The sequence below is a fragment of the Streptomyces sp. NBC_01232 genome, from assembly GCF_035989885.1.
In the GTDB taxonomy this organism is placed as follows: Bacteria; Actinomycetota; Actinomycetes; order Streptomycetales; family Streptomycetaceae; genus Streptomyces.
Genome location: NZ_CP108518.1, coordinates 107358 through 126271, shown reverse-complemented (window position 1 = coordinate 126271; position 18914 = coordinate 107358). Strand labels below are relative to the sequence as shown.

Below are 18914 nucleotides of genomic sequence, written 5' to 3'. Positions count from 1 at the left end.
TGGATACGGGAAAGAAAAGAGGCGGCGGGGGCGGGGTCCCTCTCCCCGCCCCCGCCGCCGGGACTCCACGACCGGTCAGGCCCCCGCTGTCAGGCGAAGAAGCCCTGCCCGGGAGTGAAGATGTTGTTCGGGTCGAACTTGTTCTTCGCGTTCACGAAACCGGTCCACCGGTTGCCGAAGTGCTTCTTCCAGTCGGCACCCGACATCGGGATCGACCCCACCAGATAGCGCTTCGCGCCCAGGCCCACCGCGATGTCGTACAGACGGCGGTTCTGGTCGATCATTCCCTGGATGTTGGGCTCACCCGGGTTGGGGAACCGCAGCAGGTCGAAGAGGTAGACCACCGACTCGTTCGGCATCATCGCCAGCGGACGCTTGATCTTCGAGGAGAAGAACGGGTAGAAGAGCAGGAACCCGCCGCCCAGCGAGTTCGCATCCAGCTCCTGCTCCACGAGCTTCATGAACTGCTTCGTCTTCGACGCCGGCAGGAACATGCTCAGCCACGGCTTGGGCGTGTACCAGTGGCCGCCCTCCTTCAGGTACGCCTCGTACGCGTCGAGCCGGAACATGTAGTCCCGGAACGTCACGTCCTCGATGACCGCCTCCGCCCGCACGTCCTGCAGGTCGCACAGCAGCCGGGCCCGGTTCGGCGGCGTCGTGTTGTACGTCGCCCCGACCTCCAGCTTGTAACGCCAGCCCGAGTTGTCCGGGGTCCGCTGCATCTCGCCCGCGTGGACCTCGAACCGGCCGTCGGCCAGCACCCGCTCGGAGTCGGTCAGGTACTGCTCCACCGTGTTGTAGTACAGGCTGAAGATGACGGCCCGCTTCGGCGCCGGGATCAGCTTGACCTTGACCCGCACGATGATGCCGACCTGGCCGCCGCCCGACAGCGCCGCGTTGAACAGCTCCGTGCGCTGCGTCGCCGTCGCGGTGACCAGCTTGCCGTCACCCGTGACGATGTCGATGGACTGCACGGTGTCGCACAGCAGGCCGTACCGCTGCACCGTGCCGCCGATACCGCCGATGCTGATCGTCCCGCCGACCGAGATGTACAGGTAGTCCGGCAGCGCCGGCGGGGTCTTGCCCACCGCGAGCGTCGCGTCCGTCAGCTGACCCCACGTCACACCGGCTTCGACCACCGCGTGGTCGCTGCCGATCGACAGGATCCTCGACATGCCCTTGGCGTCGATGGAGATACCGCCCGGAACACGCGCCTGCCCGTACACCGAGTGCGACTCGATGTCGTCGCCGGTGCCGCCCTGACCGTTGACGGCGACCTTGATGCCGTTGGCACGGGCGTAGTTGACGATCTTGACGATGTCGTCCACGCCGCCCGGCCGCAGCACGGCCCACGGCTTGCTCGGGGCGCCGTCGAAGAGATGACCGAAGTCGTTGGCGAAGGCGTCGACCACACCGGGCGTCGTCTCCAGGGTGCCGACCAGGCCCGGCACCGGGACGACGTCGGAGTTCCCGGCCGCCTCGGCGGCCGTCGCCCAGGTCTGGCTCACGGCATTCCAGCCGACGACCGCGACGGCAGTGGTCGCGATCCCGCCCAGGATCCGGCGGCGGGACGGCTGGGCGGCGGTGCCCTCGGCAGTTCTGTGGGTGCTGCTCATCTTCGTACGTCTCCTACTGGTGAGGTACCGGCTTGGTGCTGCGTACCTGGGAAGCGAGCTGGTACTCGCTCAGGTCGAGGCGCTTGGTGCCCCGGCGGAAGCGCCAGGTGTACGTCGGGAAGATCGAGGTGTTGCGGCCGGCGGAGTCGAGGTACCAGCTCTTGCAGCCGCCCGACATCCAGACCGTGCCCTCCAGGTGCTTGTCGAGCTTCCGGTTGTAGGCGTCCTGCGCCTCCCGGCGGACCTCGATGCTCGACAGACCGCGCTCGGCAGCCTGCCGCAGGGAGTCCACGACGTACTGGACCTGCGCCTCGATCATCACGGTCTGCGAGGAGTGGCCCAGGGCCGTGTTCGGGCCCAGCAGCATGAACAGGTTCGGGAAGCCCGCGATGGTGGTACCGCGGTGCGCGGCCATCCCGTCCTTCCACGCCTCACGCAGCTGCACACCGTCCCGGCCCCAGATCCGGCGCGCGACCGGCCGGTCGGTGGCCTGGAAACCGGTGCCCAGGATGATGGTGTCGACCTCGCGCTCGACGCCGTCCGTGCCCACGATCGACTTCGCACGGACCTCGGCGATGCCGTCGGTGACGACCTCCACGTTCGGCTGCTGGATCGCCGGGTACCACGTGTTGGAGAACAGCAGCCGCTTGCAGGCCACCAGATAGTCGGGGGTCAGCCGCTTGCGCAGCGCCTCGTCCGCCACCGACTTCTCCAGGTGGTCACTCGCCATCTTCTGGACCTTCTCGGCGAGCTTGGGGCGCTTCCAGAAGAACGCGAGGATCTCCCGGCCCCACATGTTGAAGCCCCGCCGGAACTGCTGGTAGCCGGGCAGCGAACGCAGCATCGCGGTGTGCAGCGGGCTGTTGGCCTTGTCGGGCTTGGGGCCGATCCACGCCGGGGTGCGCTGGTACAGGTCCAGCTGCCCGACCTCGGGCTGGATCTTCGGGACGAACTGGATCGCCGAGGCGCCCGTGCCGATGACGGCGACGCGCCGGCCCGCCAGCTCGTGGTCGTGGTCCCAGTTCGAGGAGTGGAAGACCTTGCCCTCGAACTCGGCAAGGCCCTTGATGTCCGGCACGGCCGCCTCACTGAGGTAGCCCGTGCCGGTCACCAGGAACTGCGCGGTGTACTGGCCCTGCGAGGTCTCGATCCTCCAGTGCCGCTCGCCCTCGTCCCAGCGGGCGGCCTGAAGCTCGTGCCCGAACCGGATGTGCGGGCGCACGCCGAAACGGTCGGCCGTATCGCGCAGATACGCGAACAGCTCGTCCCGCGAGGCGAACGTCGACTTCCAGTTCGGGTTCCGGGCGAAGGAGAACGAGTAGAGGTGGGACATGACGTCGCACGCACACCCCGGATAGCTGTTGTCGCGCCAGGTGCCGCCGACCTCGTCGGCCCGCTCGAACACCAGGAAGTCGTCGATGCCCGACTGCAGCAGCCGGACGGCGGTGCCCAGACCCGAGAACCCGGTGCCGATGACCGCGACCCGCAGGTGCCGGGTCGGGCCGTGGCCGCCGGGACGCTTCTCGGTGCCCGTACGTGCCCCGCCGTCCTTGGCCGGTTCGAGAATGCTCGTCACGTCAACCTCCTTAACGGCGCGTGATGGTGACGCGGAAGTTGTTGAAGAACTTGTCCTCGAGGGTGTACGCGAAGATGTCGAGGTAGCGCTCGAACCGCGAGACGACCTCCTCGCCCTCCATGGCCACGGCCTCGTCCCGGCGCTCGGCCAGCAGGACCAGCCAGGCACGGCAGGCCATCGCGAACGACTCGCGCTCGTTGACGATCTCGTCGATCTCGAAGAGACCCTCCGCCGCGGCGCTCAGCTCGCTCAGGTGCGGGATGTGGCAGCCCTCGAACTCCGAGCGCTGCAGGAACTTCAGGTCGTCCAGGAGCGCCCGGTTCATCGGCAGCGCCTCGGCGGTCATGGTGTGCAGCACGAACTTCGCACCCGGGTTCAGGGCGTTCGCGACCTGCTGGAAGAAGTACCGGTAGCGCTTCGTGCGCTCCTTCGGCGGCAGGTTGGAGGAGACGAAGTGCTCCAGCGCGTTGATGCAGAACGCCGCGTCGTACTTCTCGCTGTCGTCCGCGACCTTGTAGTCGGCCCAGCTCTGGACCAGCGTGGTGATCCGCGGGTTGTCCAGGCCGGCGATGAACGCCTCCTGCGTGCGCGACAGGGTCAGGCCGACCGCCTGCTCCGCACCGTGCACGGTGGTGAGGCGGTTGAGCATGGTGCCCCAGCCGCAGCCGATGTCCAGGACGCGCCCGGTACGGCCGGCGGAGACATTGGCGAGCTCGGCGAACTTGTCGAGCTTGCGCTCCTGCGCCTCGTCGAGGGTGGCGACCAGGTCCTCGCCGTCTTCCCAGTAGCCGCCGGAGTACATCATCGTGGGGCCCAGCAGCAGCCGGTAGAAATCGTTGCTGACCTCGTAGTGGTGCCTGATCGCATCGACCTCGGGGTCCACCGACTTGGGGGCGACCGTTGTCATCCTGATCCTCTTTCCTGCGTGTCCGGCGGGCCGTGAATTTCCGAATTCGCGTCGAGAAAACCGGATGCCCCGCAAGGCGTGCGCAAGACGGCCTCCGGACACAATCCGGCGCCGTGTTGCGCGTTCCTTGCGGGGGCGCGGCTTTCATCACTCTCGAAAACCAGACACGCACTGCCGAGTTGCATTGCCGAGAGAGGACCGACCCCATGTCGCTGCCCACCATCGAAGAACTGGCGAGCCAGCTCGAGGCCGTCTCGGGTGCCGCGGAGGTCAGCCCCGACGCCCCGCTCCAGCACATCGCGGACGTCGACTCGCTGGACCTGATGGAGTGGCTGTACGGCTTCCAGAACCAGTACCCGCACATTCCGGCCGACGAGTCGCTCTTCGCCGACCTCGACGACACGACCACCCTGCGTGACGTGTACGCGAAGATCGTCGATCTCGTCCCGGCTCAGGCGTAGCGAGGGGTGACGTGACCGGCTTCGACATCACCGGGTGGGGCATGTCCGTACCCGAACGCATCGTCACCAGCGCCGAACTCGCGACACGCTTCGGCGTCGACGAGCACTGGGTCGTCAGCCGCTGCGGCATCCGCGAGCGGCGGGCGGTCGACCCGGGGCAGACCACCGCCTCCCTGGCCGTCGAGGCCGGCCGGCGCGCGCTCGAGAAGGCGGGCCTGACCGGCGCGGACATCGCCCACCTCATCGTCGCGACGGCCACGCCCGAGCAGCCGTCCCCGGCGACCTCCGCGTTCGTCCACCACGAACTGGGGATCGCGGGCAGCGCGCACGACGTCAACTCCGAGTGCGCGGGCTTCGTCTACGGGCTCGTGTCCGCCATGGCGCTGATCGCCATCGACCCCCGGCCGATCCTGCTGATCGGCTCCGACACCCACACCCTGACGGCCAACCCGGCCGACCGGGACCTGTCCATCCTCGTCGGCGACGGCGCGGGCGCCGTCGTCCTCCAGCCGGGCCCCGAGAACCGGGTCAAGGCCTGGAACCTGGGCGCCGACGGGGCCTGCACCGGCTCCCTCAAGGTCCTCGCCGGCGGCAGCCGGATGCCCACCACCCAGGAGACCCTGGACGCGGGCCTGCACTACGCGCAGATCAACGGCAACGAGATCTACCTCAACGCCGTCCGCTACACCGTCCGCACGGTCCGCGAGACGCTGGAGAGCGCCAAGGTGGACGCCGCGGACATCGACCACGTCGTACCGCACCAGGCCAACATCCGGATCATCAACTCGATCCTGTCCCACACCGGCCTGCGGCAGGAGGCTTTGATCACCAACCTCCAGAAGTACGGGAACACCGCCTCGGCGTCGATCCCGATCGCACTGACCGAGGCCCTCGAGGAGGGCCGGATCAAATCCGGTGACAAGGTCCTGCTGGCCGGCTTCGGAGCAGGCATGACCTGGGGTTCGATCCTGATGGAGTGGGGCGGTGTCGCGGCATGAGCAAGAACGGTGCGGGCGTCAGGCCCGAGTCCCCGGTCGCGCTCGTGACCGGCGCCTCGGGCGGCCTCGGCCAGGCCCTGGCGCTGGAACTGGACGCGCTGGGCTGCCGGGTCGCGGTCCACTACAACAGCTCCCGCCAGGGCGCGGAGGCCGTCCGGGAGAAACTGACCAACCCCTCGGTCCTGGTCACCGGCGACGTCGGTTCGTGGGAGGCCACCCAGGCCCTCTACGAGCGGATATCGGCCGAACTCGGCCCGGTGGACGTACTCGTCAACAACGGGGCCATCCGCAAGGACAGCCTGATGGCGATGCAGAACCCGGCCGACTGGGCCCAGGTCATCCAGACCAACCTGATCGGCTCCTTCCACACCGCCCGCGTCTCGGTCCCGTACATGCTGCGCAAGCGGTGGGGCCGGGTCATCAACATCGTGTCCCCGTCAGGCATCATCGCCACGGCCGGCCAGACCGCCTACTCGGCCTCCAAGGCGGGACTGATCGGCTTCACCCGCACCCTCGCCGCCGAATGCGGCCGGCGCGGGGTGACGGTGAACGCACTGTCCCCCGGCTTCATGATCACCGGCATGACCAACACCCTGCCGGACCGGGTCATCGAAGGCATGGAGGACAAGGCCCCGATCCCGCGGTTCGTCACGGTCGAAGAAGTCGCCCGCAGCGCCGGCCTCTTCCTCGACCAGGACTGCATGACGGGCCAGGTCATCAGCATCGACAGCGGCGTCTCCATCACCTGATCCCCCCGCCGCTCCCCGGCCCCGGCCTCCCCACCCCCACAGGGAGGCCGGGGCTCCCGTCGTCCCCGCCGACCGGGCCCGGACCCACCGGAGGACCTACGCGCACGAGGACGTACGCACCGGAGGACCTACGCACACAAGGACCCACAAGCACGAGGACGTACGCACCCGCCCGCGGGCACACGAGGGCCGCCGCCGCGCACCAGCGCAGCGGCGGCCCTTTCGCATGAGCGGATCAGGCGGCGGGGGAGGACGACATGCGGTGCGTGACGCACCCGTGCTCGGCCAGCGAGCACGGCCGGGGCACCGGCATGCGGTGATCCACCTCGAACACCCCCATCAGCACCGGGTCCAGGCAGGTCAGCGAACGCACGGCCGGCCGCGGTTCGGGCGTGCGCAGCAGCTCCAGGTACGCGGCCTCCGTCTCCGGCGCCGGATCGATGCCCAGCTCCTCCGCCAGCACCTCCCGCAACTGCTGGTAACTGCGCAGCGCCTCCGCCCGGTTGCCCGCCCGGGTATGGGCCGCCATCCGGCACCGGTAGGCGCTCTCCCGGAACGGGGCACGCCGCACGGCCTCCTCCGCATACCGCAGCGCATGATGCTCGTCGCCCAGCGCCGAGGAGGACAGGCTCGCCGTCTCCAGCGCCTTCAGCCGCAGCTCCTCCAGCTGCTCGCGCATCGCGTTGACCCACTCGCCCTCGTGCGAGGGCAGGAACGAGCCGCGCAGGTTCGACACCGCGCCCGCCGCGAGCTGCGCCGCCACCGCGTAGGCCCCCTCGGCGTACGCCTCGGCGGCCTCGGCCAGCGCGGTCTCCGCGACCTCCACGTCCACGACCGCGTCCCGCGGCACCCGCAGAAGGTAGCGGCCGCCCTGCGAGACCAGGGGAGTGGCCCCCGGCCCGTCCTGCGGCGTCGTGACGAACGTACGCACCCGGCTCACCAGGCTGCGCAGGGCCGAGGCCCAGGTGTCCGGCAGGCCCTCGGGCCATATCGTCTCGGCCAGCTGGTCACGGTCCGTGCCGCCGGCCCGCTCCAGGAGCAGCCGGGCGAACGCGACCTGCGCCTGCGCGCTCGAGAGGTGTTGAGGCGGTGCTCCGTCCGGCTCGATCGTGACAAGACCTATGAGTCTGATCAGCACTATGCACTCTCCGAAACGGTCGGCTTCCGGCCGTGTCCCCCAAGTTCGTGCGATTCAGAGGATACCGGCGGGCCTTCTCCGCATGTCAACAGCGGTCGGCAAACATTTCCGACCGAATAAAACCCGAGGTCCGGGCTTTCCCTTTCGCTTTTTGAGCGCCACTGCAGTCCGGCTGTGGCGCGGCTGTGGTCCGGCTGCAGTCCCGCTCTTGCGCTGCTATTGCGCCCCCCGAGCCTTAATGGAATTCCACTAGAGCCCGGCCGGAGAAACGGCAGGGCGTCGATGGAGTTCCGGGTCCGCCGGACGATCGCGACGAGGAGAAGCACGTGAACGCATCCGCTGCCTGGGACCGCCTCGAGCCGAAGCTGGCCTACTTCCGCGACCGCGTCCGGTCCCTGGAGTACGAGCCCAACCGCAAGAACAGCTTCGTGGCCTACACGGCCGAGCGGGACTCCGCGTACGCGGACCAGGACGGCCGCCGCCTGCTGATGATGTCCGGCTACTCCTACCTCGGACTTGCCGGCGACGAGCGGGTCGTCTCCGCCGCCAAGGCCGCCGTCGACCGCTACGGCACCGGCAACCACGGCGTGCGCGCCCTGGCCGGAACCACCCCGCTGCACGAGGAACTGGAGGCCGAGGTCGCCAAGGTCGCCGGCCGCGAGCGGGCCCTGGTCTTCGGCTCCGGCTACGCCGCCAACGTCGGCACCGTCGGCGCCATCGTCGGACCCGGCGACACCGTCTTCATCGACAAGTACGACCACGCCAGCATCGTCGACGGCTGCAAGCTCTCCGGCGCCACCGTCACCCGCTTCCGCCACAACGACGTCACCCACCTCGAACGCCGCCTCGCCGCCGCCCCCGACACCGGCGTCCGCCTCGTCATCGTCGACAGCGTCTATTCCATGGACGGCGACATCGCCCCCCTGGTCGACCTGCGCAAGGTCTGCGACGCCCACAACGCACTCCTGATGGTCGACGAGGCCCACGCCCTCGGCGTCATCGGCGCCACCGGCAAAGGCATCGAGGAGCACTTCAACTACGAGGCCAAGGTCGACATCAAGCTCGGCACCCTCTCCAAGGCCATCCCCTCCATGGGCGGATGGGTCGCCGGCTCCGCCGAACTCGTCCACCACCTGCGCTACGCCGCCCGCCCCTTCCTCTTCTCCGCCGCCCTCGGCGGAGCACAGACCGGCGCCGCCCTGGAATCCCTGCGCATCATGCAGCGCGAGCCCCAGCGCGTGCAGTTCATCCAGCGCGAATCCGCACGCTTCCGCGGCATCCTCAACCAGGCCGGCATCAGCACCGTCGACAGCGAGACCGCCGTCGTCCCGGTCATCGCCGGCTCCGACGAGGCCGCCTACGACCTCGCCACCGCCTGCCGCAAGAACGGCGTGATCGGACTCCCCGTCGTCACCCCGGCCGTCCCCAACGACCTGGCCCGGCTGCGCATCGCCATCACCGCCGCCCACACCACCTCCGACATCGACTTCGCCGCCGAGGCCCTCATCACCTCCGCCCGCGAGTGCCGCATCATCTGACCGCCCCCACGGCCACCCCTCCCACCCCTTTTTCCGTACCTCTCAGTCCGCCTCAGGGAGCAGACATGCCTTCACCGTCCAGGGGCAGTACCGCGCAGCCGCCCGTAGCCATCACCGGCATGGGCGTGGTCACCCCCGGCGGGTGCACCCCGGACGAGCTGTGGCACACACTGCGCGCCGGCCGCTCCACCGCCGCCGCCCTCACCCACATCGACCTCAGCCGCCACCGGGTACGCATCGGCTGCCGGGTCCGCGGCCTCGACTCCCTCGCCGGGCTCGTCCCGGCCAAGGACGCCCGCCGCATGGACCCCTTCGCCCACTACGGCACCGCCGCCGCCCTCGCCGCCCACCGCGACGCCGGATCACCCGCCGCCGAAGCCGGCCGCACCGCCATCGTCGTCGGCAACGCCGTCGGCGGACGCGCCACCAGCGACCTGGAATCCGCCCACTTCACCGAAGGCGGACCGGCCCGCGTCAACCCGCTCATGCCGCTCATGACGATGCCCAACGCGGCCGCCGCCCAGATAGCCATCCGCCTCGGCTGGACCGGCCCCGCCCTGACCGTCGCCAACACCTGCGCCAGCGGCGCCGACGCCATCGGCCACGCCCTGATGCTGCTCCAGACCGGCCGCGCCGACCTGGTCATCGCCGGCGGCACCGAACACACCCTCACCCCCGTCACCCTCGCCGGCTTCGGCAACCTCAGCGCCGTCTCCTTCCGCAACGACGACCCCGAACACGCCTCCCGGCCCTTCGACAAGGACCGCGACGGCTTCGTCATGGGGGAGGGAGCAGGCTTCGTCGTCCTGGAACGCCTCGAGGACGCGCAAGCACGCGGCGCGAAGACCTACGGCCTCGTCGCCGGGTACGCCGCCACCGCCGACGCCCACCACCTCGCGATGCCCCTGCCCGACGGCGCGGGCGCCGCGGCCGCCATGGCCGGCGCCATCGCCGACGCCGGCCTCGAACCCGCCGACATCGTGCACGTCAACGCGCACGGCACCTCCACCCCCTACAACGACCGGTCCGAGGCCGCCGCCCTCACCAAGGTGTTCGGCACCGCCCAGCCGCCCGTCACCGCACCCAAGTCGGTCATCGGCCACCTCATCGGCGCCGCCGGCGCCGTCGAGCTCATCGCCACCGTGCAGGCCATGCGCCACTGCGAGGTGCCGCCCACCGCCAACCACGAACAGCAGGAGCCAGGAATGGACATCGACGTCGTGCACGGCGCACCCCGCACCGTGCGCCCCGGACCCGCGATCACGAACTCCTTCGGATTCGGCGGCCACAACTCCTCCGTGGTGGTGACGCCGGTATGACGACCCTCTCGCTCCCCTCCCCGGTCCGCACGCTCACCGTCACCGAACCCGAGATCACCGACTACCGCGGCGCCGCCCGCCGGGGCCTGCCCACCGCCCGCCCCGGCCAGGCCTCGCCCGTCCACACCTTCGTCCTCGCCCACACCGTCGCCGAACAGACCGTCGCCGCACTGACCGCGGCCGAACCCGGCCCCGTCGCCGTGGTCCACCTCGGCCAGGACATCCGCACCCTGCGCCCGGTCCGCCCCGGCGAGCAGGTCACCGTCGCCCTGGACGTGCTCGGCATCCGCAAGGAACCGCGCGGCGCCCGCATCGCCCTGCGCGTCCGGCTGACCGGCGAGGACGGACCGGAGCCCTTCGCCGAACTGGTCATCTCCGCCCTCCTGGTCGGCGCGAGCACACTGGAGCCCTTCGGCGACATCACCGCGGGCGCCCCCGCCCCCGCCCCGCTGGGAGCCGGCGAACCCCACAGCGCCGTCCACCACCTGACCACCGACTGGATCACCACCTACGCCCACGCCTCCGGCGACCTCAACCCCATCCACCTCGACGAGGACGCCGCCCGCTCGGCCGGCTTCGACACCGTCATCGCCCACGGCATGAGCGTCGTCGCCCTCGCCGTGGAGGAGGCCACCGACCGCTTCGCCGCCGGCGACTCCGCCCGCGTCCGCGGCCTGGGCTGCCGCTTCTCCGCCCCCGTACCCCCCGGAATCCCGCTGGAGATCACCCTCCAGCCCGACGCCGACGCCCGCGTCGTCCGCTTCACCTGCAAGACCCCGGGGGGCGCCGCCGTGAAGTCCGGCTGGATCGAGTTCGCCGCCCCCCAGGAAGGAGGCCCACGATGACCGCACCCCGTACCCCGCGCACCGCCGCAGCACAGGAACAGACCCCGGACACCGTCGAACTCGGCCTCCTCGGAGGGTTCCTGACCCAGGTCCGCGACCGCCCCCACGCCACCGCGCTCCTCTTCAACGGGCAGGAGACCACCTACCGCGAGCTGTACGACCTCGCCGGCCGCGAACGCGACCGCCTCGCCCTCCTGGACCTCGCCCCCGCGGAACCGGTCGGCGTCCTCGCCGACAAGTCACCCGCCACGGTGGCCCTCGTCCTCGCCTGCCTCCTGGCCCGCCGGCCGCTGCTCCTGCCGTCCCCGGCCCTCGCCGACACCCTCCTGGCCGACCTCTTCGCCCAGGCCGGCTGCGCCCGGGTCCTGGCCCCCGGCGGCGAGAGCGCCCGCGTCGCACCCAACCCCGAGGTCACCGCCCGGCCGCTGCCCGCCGACGAGGCCGCCGAGGTGGCCCTCATGCTCACCACCTCCGGCTCCACCAGCCTCCCCAAGATCGTCCCGCTCGGCCTGGACGCCATCGACCGGTTCACCCGCTGGGCCGGCCACACCTTCGGCATCGGACCCGGCCGCACCGTCCTCAACTACGCCCCCCTCAACTTCGACCTCTGCCTCCTCGACGTATGGACCACCCTCGCCCGCGGCGGACGCGTCGTCCTCGTCGACCCGGCCCTGGCCGCCCACGGACGCCACCTGCGCGACCTGGTCCTCACCCACGGCGTCGACATCGTCCAGGCCGTCCCGATGGCCTTCGGCCTCCTCCAGGACGCGGCCGCCAAGACCGGCGACACCTTCCCCGGCGTCGAGCACGTCATGTTCACCGGCGACGCCATCCCCGACCGCACCCTCGCCGCCCTGCCCCAGCTCTTCCCCCACGCCCGCATCCACAACATCTACGGCTGCACCGAGACCAACGACAGCTTCATCCACGAACTCGGACCCGCCCCGACCGCCGCCGCACCCGCCGCGCCCGTCCCCATCGGCCGCCCACTGCCCGGCGTACGCGCCCTGATCATCGACCCCGACACCCACACCCCCGTCGAAGGCCCCGGCAGCGGAGAACTCTTCGTCTCCACGCCCTTCCAGACCCGCGGCTACCTCGACCGCACCCGCCACACCGACAAGTTCACCGGCCACCCCCTCGGCCTCGACGACCGCCGCTGGTTCCGCACCGGCGACCTCGTACGCCGCGACGCCGCCGGCACCCTGCACCTGACCGGACGCACCGACTTCCAGGTCAAGGTCCGCGGCGTCGCCGTCAACACCGCCGAGATCGAACGGGTCCTGCAGGAACACCCCGCAGTCCTGGAAGCCGGCGTCGCAGCCCTGCCCGACCCGATCGCCGGCAAAAGACTCGTCGCCGCCGTCCGCCGCGCCCCCGGCTCCACCCTGACCGGCCTGCAACTGCGCACCCACTGCGCCCGGCACCTGCCCAGAGCCGCCGTACCCCACCAACTCACCGTCACCGAGGCCCCGTTGCCCAAGACGGCCACCGGCAAGGTCGACCGCAAGGCACTCGACCGCCTCGAACAGCCCAGCCCCACCACCGCACCCGTAGCCACACCTCTCGCCGAAGGAATCCCGTCATGAGCAACGTCGACACCATCAAGAACTTCGTCATCACCGAGTTCCTCCCGGGCACCGCCGCCGGCGAACTCGCCGCCGACCACGACCTGCTCAACGACGGGGTCATCGACAGCCTGGGCGTCCTCAAGCTCATCGCCTGGGTCGAGGACCGCTTCGAGCTCGCCATCGGCGACGCCGACCTGGACCCCAACAACTTCCGCAGCGTCGAGGCGATCGACACCTTCATCACCGAGTCCCGCCGCACCGCCGCCGCCTGACCCGCCAGGCACCGTCCCCACCCCTGACGCACACGAGACGGAGACCGACCGTGCACGACGCACTCACCGGCCTGCTCGAACAGCGAGCCCCGGTCGGCCGCGAGACCTGGCGGTCCTGGTGGGACCAGCTCGGCAACGGCAGCCTCGACAAGGCCGAGGCCCTCGCCCTGCTGGCCGCCCTGACCAGCCGGCTCCCGGACCACGAGACCCTGCGCCACCTGCTGGACTCGCTCGCCGAGCGCCGGCCGGCCGCACCGGCGACCACCGCCTGGGAAGGCACCGTGAACGTCGTCGGCACCGGCGGCGGCCCCCGGACCTTCAACATCTCCACCGCCTCGGCGTTCGTCGCCGCGGCAGCCGGGGTCAAGGTCGTCAAAACGGGCTCCCGCGCCTACACCAGCTCGCTCGGCTCCGTCGACCTGCTGGAGCGGCTCGGTGTCCGTCTCACCTCCTCCCACACCCAGACCGAGGACACCCTCGCCGCCCACGGGATCGCCTTCGCCGGACCGTTCGTCTACCCGGCGCAGCTGACCCGGCTGGCCCGCACCGTGGCCCCGTACAGCATGAAGACCTTCGGCCGGTTCCTGAACGCCCTGGGCCCCTTCCTCGCCGACCTCCCGGTGGCCGCCCAGGTCACCGGGGTCTCAGCGGCCGCACCCCTGGACACCCTGCGCCGGCTCGCCGAGACCACCACCGGCCGCCGCATCTGGCTCACCACCAACGACACCGGCGCCGACGAACTGCTGCCCTTCGCGACCAACACCATCCACGCAGGACACGCCCTCACCCGGATCATCCGGCCGGGCGAACTCACCCCCGGCGACGGCTCCTTCGCCGACCTGCGGCCCGCCGATGCGGACACGGCCGTCGCACACTTCCTCTCCGTCCTCTCCGGCGAGGCGGGCCGCGTCGCCACCCGCACCGTCTGCCTGGGCGCCGCCGCCCTCATCGTGGCCTGCGGAAACCGCCGCGACTGGCTCTCGGCGGTCTCCGTCGCCGAGGAAGCGGTCCGCACCGGCGCCGCCCACGACCTCGCCCGGCGCCTGGCAGCCGCACCCGCCCCCCGCACCCTGGCGGTGTCCGGTGCCTAGCCCCACAACGACGCCCCGCACCACAGGGACAAAGCCCGCCCCCGCCCCCTTCTTCACCCGCCGCACCCCCGGCGGACCGCCCGGACTCGCCCTCTTCCTCAACGCCGGCGATCCGCCCCTGCCCGTCCTGCGCGACCTCGTCCTGATGCTCGACGACGAAGGCGTGGACTGCCTCGAACTGGCCGTCCCCTTCCCCGACTCGGTCACCGACGGCCCCGTCATCCGCCGCTCCGCCCGCCGGGCACTGGAGCGCGGCGGCGCCGGCCTGGACGACGTACTCGCCTTCATCGCCGACGTACGGCCCCACCTGAACCACCTGCGGATCGCCCTCCTCGCCGACTGGAGCCACTCCCTCAAACACCGGGACCTGGCCGCCACCACCCGCGAGATCGCCGCCGCCGGCGCCGACGGACTCCTCGTCCACGCCCTCCCCCCACGGCTGCGCGCAACGCACCTGGAGTCGGCCGCCGCGGCCGGCCTCCCGGTCGTCACCACCTGCTACACCAAGAGCCCGCCCCCCACCCAGGCCCAGGCCGCCGCACAGGCCTCCGCCTACCTCTACCTCGTCGCCCACTACGGACGCAGCGGAACCGCACCCGCCGCCGGCCACGCCGCGCTGGCACAGACGGTCACCGCACTCCGGGCGCACACGACGTCCCCGATCGCCGTCGGCTTCGGGGTCAGCACACGGCAGGACGTCGAAGCCGTCGGAGCCGCCGGCGCCGACGCCGCGATCATCGGCTCCGCCGCGGTGGCCGCCCTCGAACGGGCGCAGGACACCGCCGCCGATGTCACCGCAGCCTTCCGCGACTTCGTCCGCCAGGTCCTGCCCGCAACACCGCACCGAACCGCCTGACCGGCGGGAAAGAAGGCTCCACCCCTCATCCGGACCATCCGAGCACCACCCTCACACCGGGAGATCGCCATGATCGTTCGCGACATCGAGTCCGTGAAGACCGTCGAGTGGGGCAACGGCCTCAGCCGCCGCTTCCTCCTCGCCGAGGACGGCCTGGGCTACTCGCTCACCGACACCACCGTCCTGGCCGGCACCAAGTCCCGCCTGGAGTACGTCAACCACCTCGAGGCCTGCTACTGCATCGAGGGCTCCGGCGAGGTCATCGAACTCGACGGCACCTCGCACGAGATAGTCCCCGGCCGGATGTACGCACTCGACCAGCACGACGCCCACTTCCTCGTCGCCAGCCCCCACGAGGACCTGCGCCTGGTCTGCGTCTTCTCGCCCGCCCTGCGCGGCGACGAGGTCCACAGCCTCGACGCGCACAGCTCCTCCGCCTACTGAGACACACGCCCCCGCCCGGCCGCCCGCCCGCCCGCACCGTCACCGAACAAAAAAAGGGGTCCGTCGTGATCCGTTGGAACACCGACCAGGCCGATCTGCGCGAAGGCCTGGAGAGGTGGGGAGACGCACTCAGCGCAGACCACATCGAACTCGACGAGCAGTCCGCCTTCCCGGAGGACAAGTGGAAGCTCGTCCAGAAGACCGGAATCCTGGGACTGCCCTTCGACGAGGACCACGGAGGCCTCGGACAGTCCCTCCTGACCACCATGTACGTCCTGGAGGGCCTCGGCGAGTACAACCGCGACGCGGGCCTCAGCTTCTGCATCACCACCTCCATCTGCTCCACCGGAATCCCCATCCAGCAGTTCGGCACCGTCGAGCAGAAGGAGCGCTACCTGCCTCAGATCTGCTCGGGCGAGGCGATCGGCGCCCACGCCATCACCGAGTCCGAAGGCGGCTCCGACGCCATGGCCATGACCACCCGGGCCGTACGCGACGGGGACGACTTCGTCATCAACGGCAGCAAGGCCTTCGTCAGCAACGGCCCCATCGCCGACGTGATCGTGGTCTACGCCCGCACCCACCCGGACGGCGGCCCGCTGGGAACGACCGCGTTCCTCGTGGACCGCAACACCCCCGGACTGACCGCCGGCAAACCCATCAAGAAGATGGGCCTGCGCACCTCGCCGCTCAGCGAGCTGTTCTTCGACGACGTACGGGTACCCAGGAGCGCGGTACTCGGCAGGGTCGGAGGCGGGTTCCTGGTCCTGGACCACGTGATGAAACGGGAGATCCTCTTCTCCTTCATCGTCAACGTGGGGGAGATGCAGCACCGGCTGGAGCGGTGTGTCGACTACGCGAAGACACGCAAGTCCTTCGGAAAGGCGATCGGTTCGTACCAGACGATCGCCAACAAGATCGTGGACACGAAGATCCAGCTGGAGACCGCCCGCAAGTGGCTCTACGACACGGGCGAGAAACTGGAGGCCGGCGAGAACATCACCACCGACCTCGCCATCTCCAAACTCGTCACCAGCGAGTCCAACCTCGCCACCAGCCTCACCGCCGTACAGATCTTCGGCGGCCACGGCTACATGGCCGAGTTCGGCCTGGAACTGGACGTGCGCAACGCCGTCGGCGGCACGATCTACTCCGGCACCAACGAAATCCAGTACAACCGCATCGCCTCGATGCTGGGACTGGGCAAGTGAGCACCACCCGCCCGCTGTCCCGGACACTGCTGAAGGTCTGCGGGGCCACGGCCCCGCAGGACATCGAGGCGGCGGCGGCCGCCGGGGCGGACTGCGTCGGCCTCTGGCACGGCGTACCCGGCGGCCCGTCCGAACTGGACCAGGACGGGCTCGCCGCCCTCGCGGCGGCGGCCCGTTCGGCCGGCCTCCTGCCGGTCCTGGTGACCTTCCTCGCCGACGCCGGTGAACTGGCCGCGATCGCGGCCCGCACCGGCGTCGGCTGGGTCCAGCTCCACGCCTACCAGCCCCCCGCCCTCGTACGGGCCCTGCGCCAGGCACTCCCCGCCGACGTCGGCATCGTCAAGGTGCTGCACGTCCAGGAGAACGGAAGCTGCGTGGAGCGCCCCCTGACCGGCGCCTACGACCGCGCCGGCACCGACCTCTTCCTCCTCGACACCGCCACCGGCGACGGCCGCATCGGCAGCACCGGCGCCGCCCTGGACCCCGAGCACGTCACCGCCCTGCTGCCCCGCCTCACCCGCCCCTTCCTCCTCGCAGGAGGCCTCACCCCGGCCAACCGCCCGGCCTACCAGGACGTCGTCGACCACCCCGGATTCCGCGGCATCGACGTCGACACCGCGGCACGCGACACCACCACCGGCGCCTTCGGCGTCCCGCAGATCGCAGCCCTGGCCCGCGCCTGGCGCACGGGCACCGCCCCCCTCCCCGACCACCCCCCGCTGGAGCTGTCGCGATGACGAAGCAGAACCGGACCGGCTTCCCTTTTCTCGAGGCCCTCCTGGCCTCCCCGACCCCCGTGGTGATGGAGGTGAAACGCCGGGACGCCCACGGCTACGACATGCTGGGCGGCCGCACCCCCGCCGCCATCGTGGAGGCGTACGAGACGGCGGGCGCCCCTTGCGTCTCCGTGGTGACCGGCCGCTGGTTCGGCGGCTCGCCCGCCCTGCTGCGGGACGTGGCGGCCCTGACCGGACTCCCGATCCTCCAGAAGGACTTCATCACCCGCAAGGACCAGATCCGCACCGCCGCAGAACTCGGAGCCTCCGCCGTCCTGCTCACGGCGGCACTCCTGCCCGCGTCGAGCATGCGCACCCTGGTCACCGAATGCCTCCTCACCGGCCTCACCCCCTTCGTCGAGATCACCCGCGAAAGCGAACTCGAAGCAATCCACCACCCCGAGGAATGCGTGATCGCGGTCAACAACAAGGACATCCGGACCCGCGAGCGCGGCGCCGGCGACCTCGGCCGCTCCCTCGACCTGCTCCCCGCCGTCCGCACCGCCGGCGCCGCCTGCCCCGTCAGCGCCAGCGGCATCGACAGCCCCGAGACCGCCGCCGCACTCCTCGACGCCGGATTCGGCGGCCTGCTCGTCGGCACCTCACTGCTGCGCACCGGCTCACCCTCCGCCTGGGTGCACGCGATGGAAGGCACACGGAAGGGACTGGCGGTCCGATGACCACACACCCGGACGGCGCCCGCCCCTACACGCTCAACGCGGCCGGCATCACACTCTCGGCACTCCTGGCCCTGCCGAAGGACCGGGCCGCGCCCCGCTCCACGATCCTCGCGATCCACGGCCGCGGCATGCGGGCCGCGTACTGGAACTCCTTCGCCCCCCTCGCCACGGCCCTGGGCCACGCCGTCCTGGCGGTCGACCGGCCGGGCTACGGGGACTCCGCGGACCTCCTGCCCGACGGCCAGAGCCTCGCCGAGCAGGCGGAAACCCTCCACGCCGCCCTCAAGGAGCACACCGCCGCCCACGACACCGGCGCCGGAATCTTCCTCCTCGGCCACTCGGACGGCGGCAAGGTCGCCCTCCACACCGCGGCCGCCGACGGCGGCACACCACTGATCGGCCTGGACGCCTCGGGCGTCGGCCACCACTACAACCCCGAAGCCCTGCACTTCCCGTCCACCCTGGGCGGCGGCGCCACCAAACTCAACTGGGGCCCCCTGAACCTCTACCCGCGCGGCACCTTCCAGGCCAGCCGCACCCTGCTGTCCCCGACACCGCCGCGCGAGTCGGCGGAAACCCTGCGCTGGCCCGCCCAGTACGAGGAACTGGCCCCCCGCGTCCGTATCCCCGTCCGCCTCACCTTCGCCCAGCACGAGGCCTGGTGGCACCTGGACGCCCCCACCCTGACCGCGATGACCTCACGCCTGACCGCCGCCCCGTCCGTCACCGTCGACCACCTCCCCGCCTCCGGACACAACATCAGCCTGGGCCACACCGCCCACGCCTACCACCTGCGCGTCCTGACCTTCCTGGAGGACTGCCTCCTGGCCGCACAGCCCTGAAGGACGTCCTGCCGGCCGGTCCGG

19 protein-coding genes are annotated in these 18914 nt (G+C 70.9%); 15 read left to right on the top strand and 4 right to left on the bottom strand.

From position 1 onward, the window contains the following. Window positions 1-89: 89 nt before the first annotated feature. Genes OG444_RS00595 through OG444_RS00585 form a run of 3 tightly spaced genes read right to left on the bottom strand, consistent with a single transcriptional unit; the run spans window position 90 to window position 4099 of the window. A complete protein-coding gene (locus OG444_RS00595) occupies window positions 90-1616 on the bottom strand; it encodes an FAD-binding protein (RefSeq protein ID WP_327260155.1) in 1527 nt (508 codons plus the stop codon). Between the two features lie 13 nt (window positions 1617-1629). Beyond that, window positions 1630-3192 carry a flavin-containing monooxygenase gene (locus OG444_RS00590; protein WP_327260154.1) on the bottom strand — a complete coding sequence of 521 codons (1563 nt, stop codon included), beginning with the start codon at window positions 3190-3192 and terminating at the stop codon, window positions 1630-1632. Between the two features lie 10 nt (window positions 3193-3202). Then, the gene (locus OG444_RS00585; protein WP_327260153.1) at window positions 3203-4099 is read right to left on the bottom strand and encodes a class I SAM-dependent methyltransferase; all 897 of its coding nucleotides are present in this window, start codon (window positions 4097-4099) and stop codon (window positions 3203-3205) included. A gap of 206 nt (window positions 4100-4305) precedes the next feature. Between OG444_RS00585 and OG444_RS00580 the strand changes: the two genes are divergently transcribed. The 3 genes from OG444_RS00580 to OG444_RS00570 are packed head-to-tail and all read left to right on the top strand — an operon-like array spanning window position 4306 to window position 6307. Further along, entirely contained in the window at window positions 4306-4560 is a 255-nt protein-coding gene (locus OG444_RS00580) for a hypothetical protein (RefSeq protein ID WP_030390264.1), read from the top strand. An 11-nt stretch (window positions 4561-4571) separates the two neighbouring features. Continuing rightward, window positions 4572-5558: a 3-oxoacyl-ACP synthase III family protein gene (locus OG444_RS00575; protein WP_327260152.1), complete on the top strand. Its 987-nt coding sequence runs from the start codon at window positions 4572-4574 to the stop codon at window positions 5556-5558. Further along, window positions 5555-6307, top strand: a complete 753-nt coding sequence (locus OG444_RS00570) for an SDR family NAD(P)-dependent oxidoreductase (RefSeq protein WP_327260151.1) — start codon at window positions 5555-5557, stop codon at window positions 6305-6307. Before OG444_RS00575 ends, OG444_RS00570 begins: the two co-directional genes overlap by 4 nt. Window positions 6308-6542: 235 nt before the next feature. Here the strand turns inward: OG444_RS00570 and OG444_RS00565 are convergent, their stop codons facing one another. After that, window positions 6543-7445, bottom strand: coding sequence for an AfsR/SARP family transcriptional regulator (locus tag OG444_RS00565; RefSeq protein WP_327260149.1), 903 nt, complete (start codon window positions 7443-7445; stop codon window positions 6543-6545). 326 nt (window positions 7446-7771) lie between these two features. Between OG444_RS00565 and OG444_RS00560 the strand changes: the two genes are divergently transcribed. The 12 genes from OG444_RS00560 (at window position 7772) to OG444_RS00505 (ending at window position 18890) form a co-directional block, all read left to right on the top strand. Continuing rightward, on the top strand, window positions 7772-8983 hold the full coding sequence (locus OG444_RS00560; protein WP_327260148.1) for an aminotransferase class I/II-fold pyridoxal phosphate-dependent enzyme: 1212 nt from the start codon (window positions 7772-7774) through the stop codon (window positions 8981-8983). Between the two features lie 65 nt (window positions 8984-9048). Continuing rightward, window positions 9049-10302 carry a beta-ketoacyl-[acyl-carrier-protein] synthase family protein gene (locus OG444_RS00555; RefSeq protein WP_327260147.1) on the top strand — a complete coding sequence of 418 codons (1254 nt, stop codon included), beginning with the start codon at window positions 9049-9051 and terminating at the stop codon, window positions 10300-10302. Next, window positions 10299-11147 carry a MaoC/PaaZ C-terminal domain-containing protein gene (locus OG444_RS00550; protein WP_327260146.1) on the top strand — a complete coding sequence of 283 codons (849 nt, stop codon included), beginning with the start codon at window positions 10299-10301 and terminating at the stop codon, window positions 11145-11147. The genes OG444_RS00555 and OG444_RS00550 overlap by 4 nt, the downstream gene beginning before the upstream one ends. Further along, entirely contained in the window at window positions 11144-12736 is a 1593-nt protein-coding gene (locus tag OG444_RS00545; RefSeq protein ID WP_327260145.1) for an AMP-binding protein, read from the top strand. Before OG444_RS00550 ends, OG444_RS00545 begins: the two co-directional genes overlap by 4 nt. Beyond that, the gene (locus OG444_RS00540) at window positions 12733-12990 is read left to right on the top strand and encodes a phosphopantetheine-binding protein (RefSeq protein WP_327260144.1); all 258 of its coding nucleotides are present in this window, start codon (window positions 12733-12735) and stop codon (window positions 12988-12990) included. Before OG444_RS00545 ends, OG444_RS00540 begins: the two co-directional genes overlap by 4 nt. 50 nt (window positions 12991-13040) lie before the next feature. Beyond that, a complete protein-coding gene (locus OG444_RS00535) occupies window positions 13041-14081 on the top strand; it encodes a hypothetical protein (RefSeq protein WP_327260143.1) in 1041 nt (346 codons plus the stop codon). After that, window positions 14074-14937, top strand: coding sequence for a tryptophan synthase subunit alpha (gene trpA, locus OG444_RS00530; RefSeq protein WP_327260142.1), 864 nt, complete (start codon window positions 14074-14076; stop codon window positions 14935-14937). The genes OG444_RS00535 and trpA overlap by 8 nt, the downstream gene beginning before the upstream one ends. Before the next feature lie 69 nt (window positions 14938-15006). Further along, window positions 15007-15381, top strand: a complete 375-nt coding sequence (locus tag OG444_RS00525) for an ectoine synthase (RefSeq protein WP_030721055.1) — start codon at window positions 15007-15009, stop codon at window positions 15379-15381. Window positions 15382-15446: 65 nt separating this feature from the next. Beyond that, window positions 15447-16592 carry an acyl-CoA dehydrogenase family protein gene (locus OG444_RS00520; RefSeq protein ID WP_327260141.1) on the top strand — a complete coding sequence of 382 codons (1146 nt, stop codon included), beginning with the start codon at window positions 15447-15449 and terminating at the stop codon, window positions 16590-16592. Further along, the gene (locus OG444_RS00515) at window positions 16589-17329 is read left to right on the top strand and encodes an N-(5'-phosphoribosyl)anthranilate isomerase (RefSeq protein ID WP_327260140.1); all 741 of its coding nucleotides are present in this window, start codon (window positions 16589-16591) and stop codon (window positions 17327-17329) included. Before OG444_RS00520 ends, OG444_RS00515 begins: the two co-directional genes overlap by 4 nt. Beyond that, entirely contained in the window at window positions 17326-18048 is a 723-nt protein-coding gene (locus OG444_RS00510; protein ID WP_327260139.1) for an indole-3-glycerol-phosphate synthase, read from the top strand. Before OG444_RS00515 ends, OG444_RS00510 begins: the two co-directional genes overlap by 4 nt. After that, window positions 18045-18890, top strand: coding sequence for an alpha/beta hydrolase (locus OG444_RS00505; RefSeq protein WP_327260138.1), 846 nt, complete (start codon window positions 18045-18047; stop codon window positions 18888-18890). Before OG444_RS00510 ends, OG444_RS00505 begins: the two co-directional genes overlap by 4 nt. Window positions 18891-18914: the final 24 nt, after the last annotated feature.

Excerpts from the sequence above, each read along its gene's own strand:
- OG444_RS00550 (WP_327260146.1), top strand. The coding sequence starts at position 10,299 with ATGACGACCCTCTCGCTCCCCTCCCCGGTCCGCACGCTCACCGTCACC.
- OG444_RS00525 (WP_030721055.1), top strand. The coding sequence starts at position 15,007 with ATGATCGTTCGCGACATCGAGTCCGTGAAGACCGTCGAGTGGGGCAAC.
- OG444_RS00540 (WP_327260144.1), top strand. The coding sequence starts at position 12,733 with ATGAGCAACGTCGACACCATCAAGAACTTCGTCATCACCGAGTTCCTC.
- OG444_RS00585 (WP_327260153.1), bottom strand. The coding sequence starts at position 4,099 with ATGACAACGGTCGCCCCCAAGTCGGTGGACCCCGAGGTCGATGCGATC.
- OG444_RS00570 (WP_327260151.1), top strand. The coding sequence starts at position 5,555 with ATGAGCAAGAACGGTGCGGGCGTCAGGCCCGAGTCCCCGGTCGCGCTC.
- OG444_RS00580 (WP_030390264.1), top strand. The coding sequence starts at position 4,306 with ATGTCGCTGCCCACCATCGAAGAACTGGCGAGCCAGCTCGAGGCCGTC.
- OG444_RS00595 (WP_327260155.1), bottom strand. The coding sequence starts at position 1,616 with ATGAGCAGCACCCACAGAACTGCCGAGGGCACCGCCGCCCAGCCGTCC.
- OG444_RS00505 (WP_327260138.1), top strand. The coding sequence starts at position 18,045 with ATGACCACACACCCGGACGGCGCCCGCCCCTACACGCTCAACGCGGCC.
- OG444_RS00510 (WP_327260139.1), top strand. The coding sequence starts at position 17,326 with ATGACGAAGCAGAACCGGACCGGCTTCCCTTTTCTCGAGGCCCTCCTG.
- OG444_RS00555 (WP_327260147.1), top strand. The coding sequence starts at position 9,049 with ATGCCTTCACCGTCCAGGGGCAGTACCGCGCAGCCGCCCGTAGCCATC.
- OG444_RS00545 (WP_327260145.1), top strand. The coding sequence starts at position 11,144 with ATGACCGCACCCCGTACCCCGCGCACCGCCGCAGCACAGGAACAGACC.